The 16,592-nt window shown below is 45.2% G+C and carries 21 protein-coding genes; 10 read left to right on the forward strand and 11 right to left on the reverse strand.

Annotation, left to right across the window (positions count from 1 at the left end):
* Nucleotides 1-64 precede the first annotated feature (64 nt).
* Nucleotides 65-451: a DUF4267 domain-containing protein gene (locus ACYVGR_RS32050; protein WP_460964172.1), complete on the forward strand. Its 387-nt coding sequence runs from the start codon at nt 65-67 to the stop codon at nt 449-451.
* A 51-nt stretch (nt 452-502) separates the two neighbouring features.
* On the opposite strand, the gene ACYVGR_RS32055 is transcribed toward ACYVGR_RS32050, so the two are convergent.
* Entirely contained in the window at nt 503-1,471 is a 969-nt protein-coding gene (locus ACYVGR_RS32055) for an aldo/keto reductase (RefSeq protein WP_460964174.1), read from the reverse strand.
* Between the two features lie 90 nt (nt 1,472-1,561).
* Here ACYVGR_RS32055 and ACYVGR_RS32060 point away from each other — a divergent pair, with 90 nt between their 5' ends.
* Complete coding sequence (locus tag ACYVGR_RS32060) at nt 1,562-1,918, forward strand: winged helix-turn-helix transcriptional regulator (RefSeq protein WP_460964176.1); 357 nt, start codon at nt 1,562-1,564, stop codon at nt 1,916-1,918.
* Nucleotides 1,919-2,200: 282 nt separating this feature from the next.
* Here the strand turns inward: ACYVGR_RS32060 and ACYVGR_RS32065 are convergent, their stop codons facing one another.
* Complete coding sequence (locus ACYVGR_RS32065; protein WP_460964178.1) at nt 2,201-3,064, reverse strand: DMT family transporter; 864 nt, start codon at nt 3,062-3,064, stop codon at nt 2,201-2,203.
* A gap of 410 nt (nt 3,065-3,474) precedes the next feature.
* Here ACYVGR_RS32065 and ACYVGR_RS32070 point away from each other — a divergent pair, with 410 nt between their 5' ends.
* The 3 genes from ACYVGR_RS32070 (at nt 3,475) to ACYVGR_RS32080 (ending at nt 6,805) form a co-directional block, all read left to right on the forward strand.
* A complete protein-coding gene (locus ACYVGR_RS32070; protein ID WP_460964372.1) occupies nt 3,475-4,197 on the forward strand; it encodes a 3-keto-disaccharide hydrolase in 723 nt (240 codons plus the stop codon).
* A 128-nt stretch (nt 4,198-4,325) separates the two neighbouring features.
* Complete coding sequence (locus ACYVGR_RS32075; RefSeq protein ID WP_460964180.1) at nt 4,326-5,420, forward strand: alpha/beta hydrolase; 1,095 nt, start codon at nt 4,326-4,328, stop codon at nt 5,418-5,420.
* A 233-nt stretch (nt 5,421-5,653) separates the two neighbouring features.
* Nucleotides 5,654-6,805: a DUF3800 domain-containing protein gene (locus ACYVGR_RS32080; RefSeq protein WP_460964182.1), complete on the forward strand. Its 1,152-nt coding sequence runs from the start codon at nt 5,654-5,656 to the stop codon at nt 6,803-6,805.
* Nucleotides 6,806-6,917: 112 nt separating this feature from the next.
* On the opposite strand, the gene ACYVGR_RS32085 is transcribed toward ACYVGR_RS32080, so the two are convergent.
* Nucleotides 6,918-7,133, reverse strand: a complete 216-nt coding sequence (locus tag ACYVGR_RS32085; RefSeq protein ID WP_460964184.1) for a hypothetical protein — start codon at nt 7,131-7,133, stop codon at nt 6,918-6,920.
* Between the two features lie 340 nt (nt 7,134-7,473).
* Here ACYVGR_RS32085 and ACYVGR_RS32090 point away from each other — a divergent pair, with 340 nt between their 5' ends.
* Nucleotides 7,474-8,019 (forward strand): hypothetical protein, encoded by a 546-nt coding sequence (locus tag ACYVGR_RS32090; protein WP_460964186.1) that lies wholly within the window; start codon nt 7,474-7,476, stop codon nt 8,017-8,019.
* Nucleotides 8,016-8,708: a hypothetical protein gene (locus tag ACYVGR_RS32095; RefSeq protein ID WP_460964187.1), complete on the forward strand. Its 693-nt coding sequence runs from the start codon at nt 8,016-8,018 to the stop codon at nt 8,706-8,708. The genes ACYVGR_RS32090 and ACYVGR_RS32095 overlap by 4 nt, the downstream gene beginning before the upstream one ends.
* Nucleotides 8,709-8,722: 14 nt before the next feature.
* Here ACYVGR_RS32095 and ACYVGR_RS32100 read toward each other — a convergent pair whose 3' ends face one another.
* The 3 genes from ACYVGR_RS32100 to ACYVGR_RS32110 form a co-directional block, all read right to left on the reverse strand.
* Nucleotides 8,723-9,115 (reverse strand): DUF5991 domain-containing protein, encoded by a 393-nt coding sequence (locus tag ACYVGR_RS32100; protein WP_460964189.1) that lies wholly within the window; start codon nt 9,113-9,115, stop codon nt 8,723-8,725.
* A 31-nt stretch (nt 9,116-9,146) separates the two neighbouring features.
* A complete protein-coding gene (locus ACYVGR_RS32105) occupies nt 9,147-9,407 on the reverse strand; it encodes a hypothetical protein (RefSeq protein WP_182457858.1) in 261 nt (86 codons plus the stop codon).
* A 416-nt stretch (nt 9,408-9,823) separates the two neighbouring features.
* Nucleotides 9,824-10,084, reverse strand: coding sequence for a hypothetical protein (locus ACYVGR_RS32110; RefSeq protein WP_460964191.1), 261 nt, complete (start codon nt 10,082-10,084; stop codon nt 9,824-9,826).
* Nucleotides 10,085-10,476: 392 nt separating this feature from the next.
* Here ACYVGR_RS32110 and ACYVGR_RS32115 point away from each other — a divergent pair, with 392 nt between their 5' ends.
* On the forward strand, nt 10,477-10,884 hold the full coding sequence (locus ACYVGR_RS32115; protein WP_460964193.1) for a VOC family protein: 408 nt from the start codon (nt 10,477-10,479) through the stop codon (nt 10,882-10,884).
* A gap of 236 nt (nt 10,885-11,120) precedes the next feature.
* On the opposite strand, the gene ACYVGR_RS32120 is transcribed toward ACYVGR_RS32115, so the two are convergent.
* Both ACYVGR_RS32120 and ACYVGR_RS32125 read right to left on the reverse strand, forming a co-directional pair.
* Nucleotides 11,121-11,423 carry a hypothetical protein gene (locus ACYVGR_RS32120; protein WP_460964195.1) on the reverse strand — a complete coding sequence of 101 codons (303 nt, stop codon included), beginning with the start codon at nt 11,421-11,423 and terminating at the stop codon, nt 11,121-11,123.
* Between the two features lie 339 nt (nt 11,424-11,762).
* Nucleotides 11,763-11,996, reverse strand: a complete 234-nt coding sequence (locus ACYVGR_RS32125; protein WP_460964197.1) for a hypothetical protein — start codon at nt 11,994-11,996, stop codon at nt 11,763-11,765.
* Between the two features lie 73 nt (nt 11,997-12,069).
* Here ACYVGR_RS32125 and ACYVGR_RS32130 point away from each other — a divergent pair, with 73 nt between their 5' ends.
* Nucleotides 12,070-13,398, forward strand: coding sequence for an MFS transporter (locus ACYVGR_RS32130; protein ID WP_460964199.1), 1,329 nt, complete (start codon nt 12,070-12,072; stop codon nt 13,396-13,398).
* Between the two features lie 73 nt (nt 13,399-13,471).
* Here ACYVGR_RS32130 and ACYVGR_RS32135 read toward each other — a convergent pair whose 3' ends face one another.
* The 3 genes from ACYVGR_RS32135 to ACYVGR_RS32145 all read right to left on the reverse strand — a co-directional run bounded on the left by ACYVGR_RS32135 (nt 13,472) and on the right by ACYVGR_RS32145 (nt 14,786).
* Nucleotides 13,472-13,648: a hypothetical protein gene (locus ACYVGR_RS32135; protein ID WP_460964201.1), complete on the reverse strand. Its 177-nt coding sequence runs from the start codon at nt 13,646-13,648 to the stop codon at nt 13,472-13,474.
* Between the two features lie 79 nt (nt 13,649-13,727).
* Entirely contained in the window at nt 13,728-14,156 is a 429-nt protein-coding gene (locus tag ACYVGR_RS32140) for a cupin domain-containing protein (protein WP_460964202.1), read from the reverse strand.
* 186 nt (nt 14,157-14,342) lie between these two features.
* Nucleotides 14,343-14,786, reverse strand: a complete 444-nt coding sequence (locus ACYVGR_RS32145) for a carboxymuconolactone decarboxylase family protein (protein WP_460964204.1) — start codon at nt 14,784-14,786, stop codon at nt 14,343-14,345.
* A 138-nt stretch (nt 14,787-14,924) separates the two neighbouring features.
* On the opposite strand from ACYVGR_RS32145, the gene pdxR reads away from it, so the two are divergent.
* Nucleotides 14,925-16,391 (forward strand): MocR-like pyridoxine biosynthesis transcription factor PdxR, encoded by a 1,467-nt coding sequence (gene pdxR, locus ACYVGR_RS32150; protein ID WP_460964206.1) that lies wholly within the window; start codon nt 14,925-14,927, stop codon nt 16,389-16,391.
* The last annotated feature ends 201 nt before the right edge of the window (nt 16,392-16,592 follow it).

Here is a 16,592-nt window from a genome sequence, read left to right on the forward strand (position 1 = left end):
ACCTAGGTGAATGCATGCGCCTGTAGGGAGTAGGACCTTTGTTGCGTCACTAATTCATACAACGATGCAAAACGCAGCACTGCCCTTCTGGGCCAAATCTCTTGGTTATTTCTTCGGTGCCGGATTGATTTTTATCGGTGCCCGTTTTTTGATTCTACCCGAAACTGCTGAACTTGGTTTCGGGCTGCTGTATGCGCAACCGAATGAGTCGTTCCATTACATCAAAGGCATTCGCGATCTGACGTTTGGGTTGCTTTTTACAGTATTCACCCTGGCTGGCTGGCGCAAACCGCTTGGGGCTTTCTTTCTAATTGGCTCACTGACACCAATTGGCGATATGATCATCGTGCTGACAGCACCAGCCGCCGTGTTGAGTGCCGCCTGGATTCACGGACTAACGGCGCTGACTGCCTGGATAGGAGGCTATTTTTTGTTGCGCAAGCAAGAATGATTAGGTGTAGCCTATGTCGCTAATGACTTTGCAGGTAAAATAGCCAGTCTTTCAAAACTTTTTCTGCACTGTAGCAAGAATCTCATGAGGATACCCCATCGCAATGGCACTAACCTCATCCAGACGTGTCACTTGATCGATAGTTAATTGAATATCAAGTACTTTTAGGCTGTCCTCCAGATGGGTCAGCGTTCGTGCGCCGATTATGGGAAATACGTCTTTGCCCAATACCCAGGCCAACGCTACCTGTCCGGGAGTTGCTTCCAGTTCGTTCGCGATCTGTTCTAGTTGATCGATTACTGCTCTGGCATGATCATCTTCCTGATAACTTCCAGACCCAGAAAGTGTCAGTCGCCCAGAGGAACCTTGTCGGTATTTACCAGTCAGTAAGCCCCCAGCCAACGGTGAATAACACATCATGCCCAAACCAAAGTGGTTAGCCATGGGTGTCAACTCGCGTTCTGGTGTTCGTTGGAGCAGGTTGTATTCGATTTGGATAGCAGTCAATGGCATTGATGTGGCGATGGCTGCCGCTTTCCAGGCTGGAAAATTGGCCAAACCCGTGTATAAAACTTTACCGGCAGACACAAGGTCTTCCAACCCCCGAACGGTTTCCTCTAAGGGCGTTACGCCGTCATCAAAATGCGGGATATAGATGTCGATGTAATCCGTCTTCAGGCGTTTCAGGCTGCCCTCGATGGCCTGACGCATGGCTTTCCGGTGATTTCCGGAATTGGCCAGCGACGGATTGGGTTGGCTGCTCCGGGTGTACTTGGTACAAATAATGAAATCGTGCCGGTTGTGCTCAATAAACCGCCCGACCGTTTCTTCCGATTCGCCCAATTGATACTGGTCGGAGACGTCGATAAAGTTTCCGCCAGCATCGGCATAAGCCGAAAGGATGTCGAGCGCGTCGTGGGCGGCAGTGCCATAACCCCGGCGATTGCCCAGCTGTGAGCCGCCCATAATTAGCTCGCTGGCTGGTAAGCCAGTCTGTGTTCCGAATAGTTTATGTTTCATTCTGCAAAGCACCGACGAGAAGAAACGAGAATCAAGTACGGCTAAATTCAGCCGTATGGAGCAGCCCTTTTGAAGGTGTATATTTGTCGAATGTATGCGCGAAAATTACCAGTTGAGCTCGAATGCGGGCTTCACCTATTCATGGAGGTGATGAATGGGAAGTGGAAAATCAGCCTCATTTGGTGCATTCATTCGGGGATTCGGCGGCCCGGCGAATTGCAGCGGAAAATCCCTAAAGCATCGCGGAGATTGTTAGATACCCAGTTAAAACAGCTGGTTGAGCATGGTATCCTTGCCAAAACGGTTTTTGATCAACGGTCCTTAAAGGTCGAATACTCACTCACACCCTTGGGCGAAACGCTGATACCCGTTATTGAATTGACGGCGAAATGGGGCGAAGAACATCGTAGCGTTTTAGAGCCGCTATTTATTGGTGAACAGGCTTGAGGATGAGCTTTTTTTTGTGAAAATACTAGCCTTTTTTGTCATTCCGACGGCAGGAGGAATCTTAAAGTTGATTATTAGTCAAGCTTAAGATTCCCCCTGCCGTCGGAATGACAGAAAACTAAATCGAACGGTAAAAACTAACCTCTCGGAGCGCGGAGGGCAGGTAGACCGATGCCACCGGCACTGAAACCGCCACCCACTGCGATCATTTGCCCGGTAACATAAGACGCTTTTTCGGAGCAGAGGAATACGATCCAATCTATACCTATAAAACGCTCGGTTTCAACTCAAACTCAGGGCAATGATGCCGCTTAGTATTAACCCGCTGGCAATGAGTCTTCGTTTGCCATCTTTTTCATTAAAGACTTTCGAGCCCATAAATACGCCTAACAAAATGCTGGTTTCTCTAGCTGGTGCCACAACGGTTAATGGTGCATATTTTACTGCTTCCAGGACTAATATGTAAGCCGCAGGGCTCAATATGGCAATGGCGATAATGATCCATTTATGCAGTTTTATTTCTCTTCTTAGCTCCTCTTTTTCAGACAGGACGAACGGCGAAAGTAAAACGGCCCCAAAAAGGTTGGTACCTAATGTGAGCGGTAAAGGGGACACAGCATAGGATTTTACGGCGATGGTGTCGTTGATCGTGTATAGGGCGATGAACAAACCCGTCAGCACGCCGTACGTAATACCCGGCATTAGTTGCTTGTTAGCCTCTTTTTTGAAGCTTAACCCCGTGATTAGCAGCACACCAGCAATAATTAAAACTAGACCAATGGTTGCCGTTAATCGTAGTGGTTCGTGTAAGAACACAATAGCCGCTATAGACGAAAACAGCGGACCCGACCCTCGGGCAAGCGGGTATACCACCGAAAGGTCGGCGCTTCTGTAGCCCTTTTGCAACACGATATAATACCCCAGATGCAGCACGGCGCTGCTTACCGAAAACCACAGGAGCGGTGCTGAGTAGAGGGTATCGCCCTGCTTTAGTTGGAATAGGAGTACGGGTAAATACACAACATTGCTGGCGATATACATTAACCAGATGTAAGGCGTTTGGCCTTGTGTTTTTTTAGAAAGCAGATTCCAGGTAGCATGCAGAACGGCAGCAGTTAGTACCAGCGATAAAACGTATACACTCATTTCTGATGGTTAAATTGGCTATTTATTGGTCGTATTCAGGGACTCGTTAGGGCGTCAAGTTAGTTTAATTCAGGGGTTGGGTGTAGGGTAAGTAATTGAAAAGCCTGATTTTATAGGGTCTCTAGACCATCTGGCAAATGTATGACCCAGAAATGCTTAGAGATTAAGTGATGAAAGATCAATCTGTTAAATCTTTGTATGGTTTCACCATGTCGGTTTCTCAAAACCGACACCACAGAGCGTTTCATTCAATAATCTGGGCGTTGGGTTTGTTACGCGGGTAAATTCTATGGTGGATACTCTTACAGGAGAGTACATATTATCAAACCACTTTGAACCGAATGAAACTCATCCGAAATACACAATTTGCTATACTGTCTGCCGTGCTACTCCTTGCTGTCAGCGTGGCCATGATTCCGAGGGCTAAAGAACCCGTTGGTGTTGGGGTGAAAGCGCCGAAAGGGGCCGAAGTGCTGTTCGATGGCTCGAAGAAGATGCTCGATGAAAAATGGACGTATTGGGAAGGTCCTCGGCTTAAGGCCAGTTTACCCATCAAATGGAAAATTGAGCAGGACCCCGCTGGTACGGGTACAGTGATGAACACCAACGATCCGGCTGCTGCCGGTGGCCTGTATGGGGCCGCCGACATTGTGACCAAGGAGACCTTTCGGGATTTTCGCCTGCACGTTGAGTTTTACGTGAGCAAAGCGGGCGGAAATAGCGGGGTTTATCTGCAAAACCGATACGAGATTCAGATTTTCGATGGCGATACAACAAGTCACGGATTAGGAGCGGTCATCAACGAATCGCCTTCGCCCTACAAACTGTACAACGGTATTGGCAAGTGGAACGCCTATGATATTGAGTTCCGGGCTGCCCGTTTCAAAGATGGTAAACGCACCGAACCCGCTATGGTAACGATCTACCTAAACGGCAAAAAAGCGCACACCAACCAGAAGATAAACCAGGTGTGGGGTGGGCCAAATTCGGGTATCGATGGCGGGAATGACGGTGGCAAAGGCATCACCGATACGCCGGGTGGACTGAAACTTCAGGCCGAAGGGCACGACGTGCTTTACCGCAATATCTGGATCAAGAAAATGGATATAAAAGAAGCTAACACGGATTTTTAGTGTAACGCGGCTGGAAAGCCGCAGCGTGTTTTTGTCATTCTGACGCAAGGAGGAATGACAAAAATGCAATACGAAAGCATAAAATCAGACGTCTACATCCCGCTTATAACAACATAAATTGACCAACTATGAATCGCCGATTTACACATTGCCTAGCCCAGTTACTGCTCCTGAGTATGCTGGGGTTTGTATTGCCCATGCACGGGTATAGTCAGGAGAATGCCTCCAAAACCGGAAAAGTAGAACGGATAAAGGTACATGGTAAAGGACTGGAAGGGAATCTGGCTGGCGATTCGCCGGATCGGGATGTATCGGTGTATTTGCCGCCCAGCTACCAGACCGATAAGAAGCGGCATTATCCGGTTATTTATTTCCTGCATGGCTTTACGGATAGCGACGATAAATGGTACGGCTTCACGAAACACTGGATCAATCTGCCCGCTGTTGTCGATAAAACGTTGGCCGAAGGGAAAACGAACGAGTTTATCATTGTGACACCGAATGCGTATAATCGCTATTTCGGGAGTATGTATTCCAACTCCGTGACGATTGGGAACTGGGAGGATTTTGTGGCGCATGAACTGGTCGCCTACATCGACAAGCAGTACCGCACGATTCCGCAAGCGAGTAGCCGTGGCTTGGCAGGGCACTCGATGGGTGGGTACGGCACGATCCGTATTGGGCAGAAGCACCCCGAAATTTTTTCGAGCTTATACCTGCTCAGTCCCTGCTGCATGGTGCCGAATATGAACAGTTCGGTCAATGCCGAACGGGCAGCTTTGGCGGAGGGTATCAAAACGGTCGATGACCTGAACAAAGCTGATTTTGGAATCAAAGCCATGTTTGCGTCGGCGGCTTCCTGGTCGCCCAACCCGACGAACGCGCCCTTTTTTCTGGATTTACCCGTGAAAGAAGGCCAGCCTCAGCCTTTGGTAACGGCGAAATGGGCGGCCAACGCGCCACTGGCCACCCTCGACCAATACATCGGCAACATCAAGCAACTTCATGCGCTGGCGTTTGATGCGGGTTCAAAAGATGCTTCGATAGCGGCCACAAACAAAGTGCTTGACGGTATGCTCACGACTTACCAGATTCCGCATACCTACGAAGAGTACGAGGGCGACCACATCAACCGAATCGCCGAACGCATCGAGCAGAAAATGCTTCCTTTTTTCACAACTAATTTATCGTCGGAAATGGGGAAAGGCGGGAAGAAGAAGTGAGGTGATTTTAATCGAATTTTGTTGTAATGTATACATGCAATTAGTTGTTAAGGTCGATTTTTAGTTATTCACTTTGTCCAGAGATACCAAATCAGTATTGTGAAATATGAAAGTGCATTTATTGGTAGATAATCAGACGGTTGTGTAAATATTTTTTGTACTTATTTATCTAGTAAAGTATTATTGTAATAAGAGTGCTGTAAAAGATGAATTTTAAGTGCTAAATTTTGGGTATGGAAAATGTAATGGCTTTTGTAGATGAGTATGGTAATAATTCTTTTGATTTTGACTCTCAGGGGACGCATTTTATCGTATCCGCGGTAATAATTAATCAAAGAAGGCAAGATAATATCATATCGGAGATTGAAAATATAAGAAAGAAGTATTTTCAAACTGGAGAAATAAAGTCAAATAAAGTCGCTTCAAACGATAAGAGAAGGTTGCTTATTTTGAGAGACCTTGTTAAGAGTGATTTTAGTATATATTCTGTTGTAGTAGATAAGAGGAAATTAGTTAGTGAAGGCTTTAAGTATAAAACGTCATTCTATAAGTTTCTTAATGGGTTAGTTTATAATGAGCTATTTAAGACTTTTCCCGATCTACAGTTAACAGTTGATGAACATGGGCGAAACGATTTTATGAGAAGCTTTAAAAAATATGTTTCGGAAAATCATCAGCCAGATTTATTCTCAGGATCAGGTTTTTATTTTTCTGGTAGCGCTGATAATGTATTAATTCAATTGGCTGATTTTATATCTGGAACTCTTGGGAGATGCTTTGATGAAACAAAAAAGTCTGAAAATAGTGACCTTTTCTTAAAAATGCTGCAGCCAAGATTAATAAGTATTAAGCCATTTCCTAATGAAAATGATCTTCAAGTTTATAACTCAACAATAGAAGATAAGAGTTATGATGCTACTATTGCTAATTATTCAGTAAACCTTGCAAATATCTTTATTGATAAGAAAAAAGGTAGATTATCGCAGCAAGAAGTAGATCAAATTACATGTGTGAAACTTTTGCTACTCTACTTTAGAAATTATGGATTTAATAAGTATGTTTCTGCAAGGGAAATAATAAATCATCTCAATGCAGGGCGTAAAGAACAGATGCAGGAACAGTATTTCAGAACAAGTATTATTGCTAAACTGCGTGATGGAGGGATTATTATAGCTAGTAATACCTCTGGTAAACGTAAAGGATATAAGTTGCCAAGTTGTTCTGAGGATTTGTATAACTTTATCAATCACGGAAACAGTATGATTATTCCTATCCTTGCTCGTATAAAAAAATGTAGAGATGGTATAAAGTTAGTTACGGACAATAGATTAGATATACTGGATAAGCCTGAATATACTTATTTGAGAGGTTTGATTGAAAAATAATCTTCGTTTAATCTAACATTACCAATACGCATTGCCTTAACTGGGAAGAACGCTAATACAAATCCGCAGAGATCGCCCCCGTTCGGCGTAGTATTCACTACGCTCAGCTTACCTACCATCTAAACTTCAAAATCGTATACGAATAAGCCGGAAAATCGTACACCGGGCTGGCCCCTTTAAGCACCACTTTGGTGTGCACAGTTTTATGGCGAGTTGGTTTTGAGGGCGTATTTTCGGCGACTAGATTACCGGAGAGAACGTATATATCCGTGTCGGGTTTGAGGTTTTCGAATCCGTTAAGGTCGATTTGGGTGGGTATCGTTTGCACGCCTGTATTCACAACGTGGACGACTAACGTCTTGCCGTCTTCGCTGCGGACGCGTAGGGACAGGTGAATAGGTTCTGACTGGTGGAATTACGACGCTATCCACTGACTTCAAACAGATGGGAAAGACGTTAGCGCAGCTCATGACGACCAAATCCATTACCACCATCAGAAACCCCTGGCAGTTCAACATTCGAAAATCGCTTTGACGTCTGAGTGAGTGGTACTTACTGATAATTGCATGTAGAGTCAGTTAGAATAAGGTCTAAATGGTCAACCCCCAACTTTTTTAATCAACCTACTGTTGTATATTTCGTCCACAATTTGTGGACGAACTTAAGTTATGGATAAGCAACACAAAGGAATGAGACCGCAGGATGTCATTATCCTGATCAAACTTGCTCTTAGCAATCGTGAATGGTCGGCCAAAGAACTGGGACAATCACTGGGTTTGTCAAAAAGTGAAATATGCAATTCACTCGAGCGATCAATGCAGGCTGGCTTGATCGATGATAGTAAACGATTGGTAAAACGGCGCCGATTAGTTGAGCTACTCCAATATGGCTTTGGGTATGTATTTCCGGCAAATTTGACCAGTAGTACCAGAGGTATTCCCACTGCCTTATCTGTTAAGCCATTAGTTGATAAAATAATGTCCGACGAGAGTTTTGTCTGGCCCAATGAGGAAGGTGATATGGTTGGTATAGGTATACTTCCACTTTGTCGGACTGTACCGCAGGCTGTTAAACATGATGAGAAATTACATGTCGTTTTGGCGCTGGTGGATATACTTCGTTTAGAAGGGAGTCGAGTTCGTGAACGTAACCTGGCCAAAGAATTATTGGAGGACGTACTTCTAAACCGGAACGAACTTGTTTTACAGGCATGAGTCATCAACGGAATCTTGACCGGCTGGCAGCTGTAGCAACTGCATTAGGTGAGCTAAATAAAGACGTCGTTTATGTAGGAGGTGCCACAGTTTCGCTCTATGTACCCGTTTTACAGACTGCTTATACCCGGCCAACCGACGATGTTGACGTAGTCGTTGAGCTGGCCACATATGGAGCCTATAACCACTTATACAACCTCCTTACTACGAAAGGATTCATCCAATCTCACAACGATGAAGTTATCTGCCGGTTTCGATTGCAGGGGTTCATTGTAGATATAATGTCTACGCAGGATATTGGTATGGGTAGTTCAAATCGATGGTATCAGAGTGGCTTTACTGCCGCTATCTGGTATGACATTAAACCCAACCTTGCTATTCGAATCTTTCCTCCTTCCTACTTTTTGGCGACTAAATTAGAAGCCTTTTTCAGCCGAGGTTATCAGGACCCCTATGCTAGTAAAGATTTTGAAGACATTGTTTTTTTAATTGACTACTGCCCCAATCTAATAGAGTCAGTGAACCAATCCGATGATGTATTACGACAACATCTGGCAGTTTATGCCCAACGCTTGCAGGTAACCCGAAACCTTGATGATATTGTGTTAGGACATATAAGTGGTCGCCATCAAGAAGAACGTACCAGACATATATTGGCATTTTTTGACGATTTAGCTAGTAACAACTGATCCGTCACGAAGCTTTATTTGCCCTTGTGCATTACTAAATCATCCGTAAATATTTGTTGCCATTTCCAAAGAACCTTGCCTTTCTGACGGGTTAAAATGAACAGCGGATCATTGAGTTTAACCCGGTCCTTGGCGTAAAACGCGCCATCGGTTGCCGACCGATAGTAGACTTTTAGGGTCGTTGGCGTGCCGGTTGCCCAGCAGTCCAGGGTGTAAAATGTTTGAATTCCTTCGGCATGCACCTCACATAAATTCATGCCTTTGTATTTATCCTTGACCTTGATGGTATAGGTGACTCCTTCGGGATGTTCGCCTGTCCATTTCCCCATCCAGCCATCTGTTTGCTGAAAATTGAGGAAGGTCGCGACTATAAGCAGGCAACCAATTATGGCAACTACCTTGCGCATGGTGTGTTGAGTTGGTGATGGAGATTGACAACTAGGAGTGCATGAAGCCGTACCACATAAAGGCAACGATAATGGCTTCGATAATCCAGACGTGTAGTGTATTGTGATGGGCTAATCGACGGATTAGAAAATGAAGCCCGACCGCTCCGGCCATAATAGGAATGCCGAATAAAAATTGCAGAATGTTGTTCTGTTGTTTCATATCGACAAAGCCGTAGAGAATCATGATGAGACCCATCAGGGCGACAATCATCAGTGGCGTAACCAGATTAAATACCTTTGAAATATCCATATACACGATTAGTTAAGGGCCATAATGATCGACTGAGGATCATTGACCAATAGCCAAAATCAATAGGTACAGGATGGGTCATTTGCGTTTGGCTTATTTCAAGAAATGGCCTACCCAGATCACTAAAAACAGGCCTGTTTAATGCCAATTTCATGAACTCTTTAATCGGCTAGAAAAGGGTGTCTGTCGGTATTTACGCCTGAATGGTCTAGTAAATGCGTACGTTCGCCGAGGCTTATTTATCTTTGGGCCATTAAAAGTATTAGATAGGATTAAGGAAAGCGGCCTGACTTTGTTTAGCCGCTTTTTTGTGTTAATCCAGCCCCCATATGCAGACCAACCGATAAGGCATACTATCAGCGCAACTAGTGTCTGGATAGAAGTTAAGCTACGCCCAGACACTATTCTTTGTGACATCAATGTGTTTGCCAGGATGGCGACAGAGTAAGTCCGCCCCCAACAAGACCATTCTCGGCCTGACCACCGTATAAGTTGAAGCTTTTAATAAGGCTATTCCCTAAAAAGCCGTTCGTGAGGCCGTTTCTTGAAACTCCACTTCCAGCGCTACTAGTGGTCCCTTTACCGGATTTCTTGCCGAAATATTTATAAAGTCCATAGCCAGCGGCCAATGCGGCTCCCAGTGCAATTCCTGCGATAGCTGTTACCTTCTTATCCATGAGTATTTATCAGATTGTTTGTATAGGTAACAGACGGTAACACAAATGGTTTTGGCATGCCTACTCCAACGGACATTTGATTAAAGCCCGAACTTGCTCAAAAGTACGTTGTTAGCACCGGGTTAATAAGGGGCATTTACGATGTCTGGCTAGCTTAAAGAGGGTGAAGATTTTTTCAATCTCACCGGGTTAAAACTCGGCGCAGATCATTGATTCTGTCTTCTTGCACCGGGTTTTAACCCGGTGAGATTGAAAAAATATGCCTGTTGCTCAACCAGAAATTGATGCGTAATTATTGCCGCAATTGACCCCTACTTTGTCGGATTTACCCCACGTCAGCGCCCTGGATTTGCCGTATTTTTGTTCTGTAAATCACCAAACAACACATACTCATGGCAACCAAGATTTTTTTAAACCTGCCCGTTAAAGACCTGAACAAATCGGTTGAGTTTTTCACGAAACTAGGCTACTCCTTCAACGCCCAATTCACCAATGAGGATGGTACCTGCATGATTATCAGCGAGGATATTTATGTCATGCTACTGGTAGAGAAGTTCTTTAAGTCGTTCATAAAAAAGGAAATTGCCGATGCTTCCAAAACCACCGAAGCGATCATTTGCCTTTCTGCCGACAATCGGGAAGCCGTCGATGAAGTAGTGAAAAAGGCAGTAGCTGCAGGTGCTACAACGCCTACTGAAGCCCAGGATCAGGGCTTTATGTATAGCCACGGATTTCAGGATTTGGACGGCCACCTGTGGGAGTTTGTATATATGGACCCTGCGGCTGTCAATCAGGCGTAACAAACGGCAGAAAACAGCTCATTAAAAACAGACAACCTGAAAAAGCAGAAAGCCCGATCCTTGTTGTGGCCGGGCTTTCTGTTCTAGTACTCGTCCAATTTAGATTCTATAGATTCTATAGATTCTTTTGATTCTGTCTGGATTCTATCCGTTGATCATCAATGCAATAGAAGCAATAAAATCCAGCAGAATCACTAGAATCTATAGAAACAGTTAGAGTCTATTTTGCCAAAGCACTAGTTTTCAACAAACTCTTTGTCTTCGAGCATGTGCACTACATCGAGGAGTGCTTCGGTTTCCAGATCGTCCCACGTAAAGAGTTCGCCAATTTTTTTGTCAACAATCTGGGCTAGGCCTTGTTCGGTAATGGCATTGAATTCCAGCCCTTCATACTCCCATTCTTCGGCTAAAGTAGCCTCGGGCATTACAGAACCATTGTGATCTTTTACGTTCTGACGATACAACTGGCTGATTAATTCTTTTATTCGTTTCCGAAATTTGTCATGCTCTTCCAGGAGCGTTTTTGACGTTTGGGTCATGATACTTTATAAAGTTTACGGTTGATTGTGAATAATTTAATTTTTTATTAATGGCTTAGACTGGTTTTGATTAAATAGTATCAGGTTGTAGGTCGCTATGCTATAAATTTTAATGTGAATGGTTGGTAAGTGTTTGACAATGAGTGGATTTTCTAGTGAAATGATTTTTGCCATTCCTATTTCCTTAGGAGGCAGATATACTAATCTAGAGCGTACCCTCTGGGTAAAATCGTTAGACGATATTGGCTGAAAAATAAAAAAGGCACCCTGGGGTGCCTTAACGTAACGTGTATTTATACGCTACCAGATAAAATCATCCAATAGCTTCGGGCTGTTTAATTAGGATGCTGACTCCTGATTGAGGATGATTAACTTATCGACTTCCAGTTCACCAATTCGCAGTTTCCGGATATAACCCCGACCAACGCTTAACTGTCCGATTGCCAGTGCGCCAATAGCTAGCGCACCCATTGCCAGGGCTCCGGCGGCAAAAGCCCCTAAAGCCAGGCGGCCTACAGCAGCCTGCCCTAAGGCCTGCGTGCTTAGTTGTCGTGGTAACTTGAATCGTTTCATGGTTTGCGTTTTAACCAGAACTTATATTGCCTCGGCAGGTTTTATTGTATTATCCTACGGACCAAATTAATTGATGAACCGATTTTACGCCATTTTAGCCAACTCGCTGGTTGCCTCATTGACCAATAATCTTGTCTGGTTTGCGGTTACTTTCTGGGTTTACTTAGAGACCAAATCGGTAGTGGCTACCTCGTTGATGGCTGGTGTCTATTCAGGTACGGTAGCGCTTTCCGGTTTTTTCCTTGGCTCACTGGTCGATCGGTATAAAAAGAAGCTCTCGATGATTTTCTCGAGTGTTGGCTCGCTTGTTTTATACGGCCTCTCGTTTCTCATTTTCATCACAACACCCGAAAAAATCTTTAAAGACCCCGCCAGCCCGGTTCTGTGGACATTTATCATTCTTTCCTTGGTAGGCGCCATCGCCGGAAACATTCGAAGCATTGCGCTCTCAACGCTTGTGACGGTACTGATACCTGAAGATAGTCGGGATAAAGCAAACGGGATGGTTGGCACCACCAATGGCGTTTCCTTTCTGGTTTCGTCGATTTTCAGCGGACTAATTATTGGCTTTCTGGGTATTTTCTGGATGCTGGTTATCGCAATTGGACTGACCGCCCTGGTACTGATTCATCTTTGGCTTTTAGAGATTCCCGAGAAAGGAATTGTCCATGCCGAGGAGCATACCAAACGCATTGATATTCGGGGAACAATCAAGGCTATCAATCTTGTACCAGGCCTGTTTGCACTTATCTTTTTCAATACCTTCAACAACTTTCTGGGCGGTGTATTTATGTCGCTGATGGATGCGTATGGCCTATCGTTAGTTACGGTCCAGACCTGGGGTGTTTTATGGGGTGTTCTGAGCCTCGGGTTTATTATTGGCGGCTTAATTGTATCGAAAAAAGGCCTTGGTAAACAGCCGCTTCGCACCCTGTTTCTGTCCAACATCGCCATGTGGACAGTCTGCGTTTTCTTTACGATACAGGCATCGATTATTCTGCTGGCGGTTGGGATGTTCATTTACCTGTGCCTCATTCCGGTTGTTGAAGCGGCCGAACAGACGATTCTGCAAAAGCTGATTACGCCAGAGCGTCAGGGGCGGGTGTTTGGCTTTGCACAGAGTATCGAACAGGCGGCTTCCCCGATAACCGCGTTTATGATTGGTCCCATTGCGCAACTTATATTCATTCCGTTCATGACCACCGGAGCGGGCGCAGAACTGATAGGTTCGTGGTTTGGTACAGGTAAGGATAGGGGATTAGCACTTCTGTTTACAGTTACCGGATTGATTGGCCTCATCATTACGATTATAGCCATGAAATCGAAAGCTTATGACACACTCTTAGAAAACTACCAAAAACAAGCCCAGCTCCAGCCAGAGGGGGAAATTACTAATGGATAATGAGTCACTAATTATTCATTTTACAGTATCCATTACCTACCTGCACAGCTAATTTCCTCTCTCGCCAGACCAACTACACTGAAATCAGGATTCCCAGACAGGCAAGACCTGCCGTGACCAATCGAATGGTGGCAGCGGCCACGTAGCCAAACCCTTCGAGACCTTTCTTAATCAGAATGTAACTGCTTCCCCTAATAAGCGATAACGCAATGAAATACACCCATTTAGTGGGGTTTTGCATGGTAGCCATGAGATTAAATGAATTTGGTACTAATAGGCGTGCATTTCTCCCCTCTCCCAAAACGGGAGAGGGACAGGGGGTGAGGGGACTACTTCTCCAGAACCGAGGTCGGTTTCCCCGGTTCAGCTACGAAAAAGACTAATAGTTTAGCCGGAACTGTCGCACTGGTATTACGGGCTGAACTGTGCAGTCCATTGCTGAATTCATAGAACGTGTCCCCTTTCTTATACACACGCGTCTTGCCTTCGAAGGTAGATTCAAGTTCGCCTTCCAGTAGATAGCCAAACGTAGGGCAGGGGTGACGGTGTGCAGGTGAGGAGCTGTTGGGCGGATAGTCCACAATAAGCATCTGGACTTCCCGATTGTCGATCCCTTTTTCGTTCAATAACTGCTGACGAATGATAGAGCGAGTTACGGTCGTAGGACTGCTAGTAGCCGCCGTATGGTCATGTTGAGCAAAGAGTTGGCCTGATAGCGAACTTGCCAGTATAACACTGATAATGAGTAATGTTTTCATTTGAGCGTTAAGAGTTTAGCCCACCGCTTTAGCTGTGGGAATTGGAATAATGTAAGGTAGCAATCAACCGTTTTAACGGTTTTTTTGTCAACAAACCGTTAAAACGGTTGGCGTAAGTTCGCCATTTTTTTTTACCACCCACAGCTAAAGCGGTGGGCTAATAAATGGTTGATTTTGTGATGGTTGTCAATCCCGATCAGCCACCATATGCGTAGCGACTGCAATGCGATTCCAACTATTAATGGTGTTAATGACCAGAATGATCTGGGCTACTTTTTGCTCGCCAAGCAGGCTTACCACCTTATCATACACGTCGTCGGATACGCCCTTGTTGGTTAACTGCGTCAATTCTTCAGTGAACCGCAAAACCGCCTGTTCGATTTCGGTGAAAAAGGGCGTTTCCCACCAGGCACTTAGTGTGTAAAGCCGTTGTTCAGTTTCGCCAATTCGGCGGGCTTCTTTGGCGTGCATGTTCAGGCAGTAACCGCAGCCGTTCAATTGCGACACGCGCATTTTGATCAATTCGGTCAATATAGGATCAAGACCGAAGGAAGCTTGTTGTTTTACCGCTTCCATCATGGCTGTATAAACTCTGGGTTCTACTACTTTAACGCTTAATCTGGTTTTCATGCTCTGTACTGTTTAAGTTGGCAACAGCCGCTTTTTGGTGCGTTTATGGCCGTTTGTACTTGTGTTTTGTCTCGACAAATGTCTATCTTTCCTGGACTACTTTTATAGTCCAGATTAAACAAATAAAGTAGTCCAGAGATGTTCTCGTTCAAGGACTTTATTCAGATCGACAAAAGCGCCGATACCTCCATTTATTTGCAGGTTGTTAATGCCATCATTCAGCAAATTCGCCGGGGGCAGTTGCGGAGCGGATCAAAATTGCCGGGCTCCCGTGAACTGGCTGAAGCGCTGTCTATTCATCGAAAAACCATCGTAGCAGCTTACGATGAACTCATGGCGCAGGGCTGGATTGAGATGATTCCTCGGAAGGGAACCTTCGTTGTTCAGGATTTGCCCGAGATCAAACCAAAGAAGCTGAAAACGAGCGACTTTGTCTTGACTTATCCAAGCCAAACGATTTTCGCTATTCAGGAAAATCGGCTTGGTTCGTTTCCCGCAGTGGTTATTCCAGACGCTAAAGCATTGATCATCAATGATGGCTTTCCCGATACGCGCTTAATTCCTAATGAGCCGCTACTGCGCGAGTTAAGAAGCGTGAGTCGGCAGACCGCCTTCCGAAAATATCATATGTATGGGAATCCGGAAGGTACTGATTACCTGCGCGAAACGCTGGCGAATTTTCTGCGTGAAACCAGGGGCTTACCCATTTCGACTGCCAACGTGATGATTACTCGTGGTGCGCAAATGGGCATTTATCTGACAGCTCAGCTGTTGCTGAAACCGGGTGATCAGGTCGTGGTAGGAGAGTCCAGTTATTTTGCCGCTACGCTCATTTGCCAGCAGACGGGCGCACAAATCAATCGGGTTCCTGTCGATGAGTTTGGCATTGATGTCGATGCGGTAGAGCAGCTTTGTAAAAAGAAGCGAGTCCGGTTGTTGTATGTGATTCCGCATCACCATCATCCCACTACGGTGACCCTGCCCCCTGAGCGACGCATCCGGCTCCTTGAACTGGCCGCTACCTACAAGTTTGCCATTATCGAAGACGATTACGACTACGATTTTCATTACACCAGTAATCCCATTCAACCCATGGCCAGTCTCGACCATCACGGCAGCGTGATCTACATCGGGACGCTGAGCAAAACGCTGGTTCCGGCCATTCGGGTTGGGTTCATTGTGGCACCCGAAAATTTTATTCAGACGGTTGCCAATCTGCGTATGGCCATTGATCGGCAGGGCGATAGTATGATGGAGATCGCCATTGCCGAACTGTACCGAAACGGAACAATTAGTCGGCACATTCGGAAAGTGGTTAACCTCTATCGGGAGCGCCGGGACCATTTCTGTGCATTGATGACTGATCAACTTGGCGATCGAGTTTCGTTCAAAATACCCGATGGCGGTATGGCCGTCTGGACTAAATTTACTGACAGTGATCTCCAGCAAGTTTCGGCGAAAGCGGCTACAAAAGGATTGATTATGAGCGATGGACAGCGCTACAATACGGGCTTAATAAATTATAATGCTGCTCGATTGGGTTTTACCTCGCTAAATCTGGCTGAACAAGATAGAGCGATTGAGATTATGGCGAGTTGTTTGTAAAGAGCTGGCGATGGCGCGAGTTTGAACTCGTGCCTTTTACTATAGCAAGCATTCGCTTGCGCCAGTGAATACTGGCAAAATAAAAAGGCGCGAGTGAATACTCGCGCCAGACGTCCGGATTGCTTCTTCATGCAACAAATGTATGTTTCCAAACGTATACTATTTAGTCGAATAGTGCTATCCCTAAGGACTACGATATAT

This window comes from Spirosoma litoris (genome assembly GCF_054776755.1).

Excerpts from the sequence above, each read along its gene's own strand:
- ACYVGR_RS32050 (WP_460964172.1), top strand. The coding sequence starts at position 65 with ATGCAAAACGCAGCACTGCCCTTCTGGGCCAAATCTCTTGGTTATTTC.
- ACYVGR_RS32055 (WP_460964174.1), bottom strand. The coding sequence starts at position 1,471 with ATGAAACATAAACTATTCGGAACACAGACTGGCTTACCAGCCAGCGAG.
- ACYVGR_RS32060 (WP_460964176.1), top strand. The coding sequence starts at position 1,562 with ATGTATGCGCGAAAATTACCAGTTGAGCTCGAATGCGGGCTTCACCTA.
- ACYVGR_RS32065 (WP_460964178.1), bottom strand. The coding sequence starts at position 3,064 with ATGAGTGTATACGTTTTATCGCTGGTACTAACTGCTGCCGTTCTGCAT.
- ACYVGR_RS32070 (WP_460964372.1), top strand. The coding sequence starts at position 3,475 with ATGATTCCGAGGGCTAAAGAACCCGTTGGTGTTGGGGTGAAAGCGCCG.
- ACYVGR_RS32075 (WP_460964180.1), top strand. The coding sequence starts at position 4,326 with ATGAATCGCCGATTTACACATTGCCTAGCCCAGTTACTGCTCCTGAGT.
- ACYVGR_RS32080 (WP_460964182.1), top strand. The coding sequence starts at position 5,654 with ATGGAAAATGTAATGGCTTTTGTAGATGAGTATGGTAATAATTCTTTT.
- ACYVGR_RS32090 (WP_460964186.1), top strand. The coding sequence starts at position 7,474 with ATGGATAAGCAACACAAAGGAATGAGACCGCAGGATGTCATTATCCTG.
- ACYVGR_RS32095 (WP_460964187.1), top strand. The coding sequence starts at position 8,016 with ATGAGTCATCAACGGAATCTTGACCGGCTGGCAGCTGTAGCAACTGCA.
- ACYVGR_RS32100 (WP_460964189.1), bottom strand. The coding sequence starts at position 9,115 with ATGCGCAAGGTAGTTGCCATAATTGGTTGCCTGCTTATAGTCGCGACC.
- ACYVGR_RS32105 (WP_182457858.1), bottom strand. The coding sequence starts at position 9,407 with ATGGATATTTCAAAGGTATTTAATCTGGTTACGCCACTGATGATTGTC.
- ACYVGR_RS32110 (WP_460964191.1), bottom strand. The coding sequence starts at position 10,084 with ATGGATAAGAAGGTAACAGCTATCGCAGGAATTGCACTGGGAGCCGCA.
- ACYVGR_RS32115 (WP_460964193.1), top strand. The coding sequence starts at position 10,477 with ATGGCAACCAAGATTTTTTTAAACCTGCCCGTTAAAGACCTGAACAAA.
- ACYVGR_RS32120 (WP_460964195.1), bottom strand. The coding sequence starts at position 11,423 with ATGACCCAAACGTCAAAAACGCTCCTGGAAGAGCATGACAAATTTCGG.
- ACYVGR_RS32125 (WP_460964197.1), bottom strand. The coding sequence starts at position 11,996 with ATGAAACGATTCAAGTTACCACGACAACTAAGCACGCAGGCCTTAGGG.
- ACYVGR_RS32130 (WP_460964199.1), top strand. The coding sequence starts at position 12,070 with ATGAACCGATTTTACGCCATTTTAGCCAACTCGCTGGTTGCCTCATTG.
- ACYVGR_RS32135 (WP_460964201.1), bottom strand. The coding sequence starts at position 13,648 with ATGGCTACCATGCAAAACCCCACTAAATGGGTGTATTTCATTGCGTTA.
- ACYVGR_RS32140 (WP_460964202.1), bottom strand. The coding sequence starts at position 14,156 with ATGAAAACATTACTCATTATCAGTGTTATACTGGCAAGTTCGCTATCA.
- ACYVGR_RS32145 (WP_460964204.1), bottom strand. The coding sequence starts at position 14,786 with ATGAAAACCAGATTAAGCGTTAAAGTAGTAGAACCCAGAGTTTATACA.
- pdxR (WP_460964206.1), top strand. The coding sequence starts at position 14,925 with ATGTTCTCGTTCAAGGACTTTATTCAGATCGACAAAAGCGCCGATACC.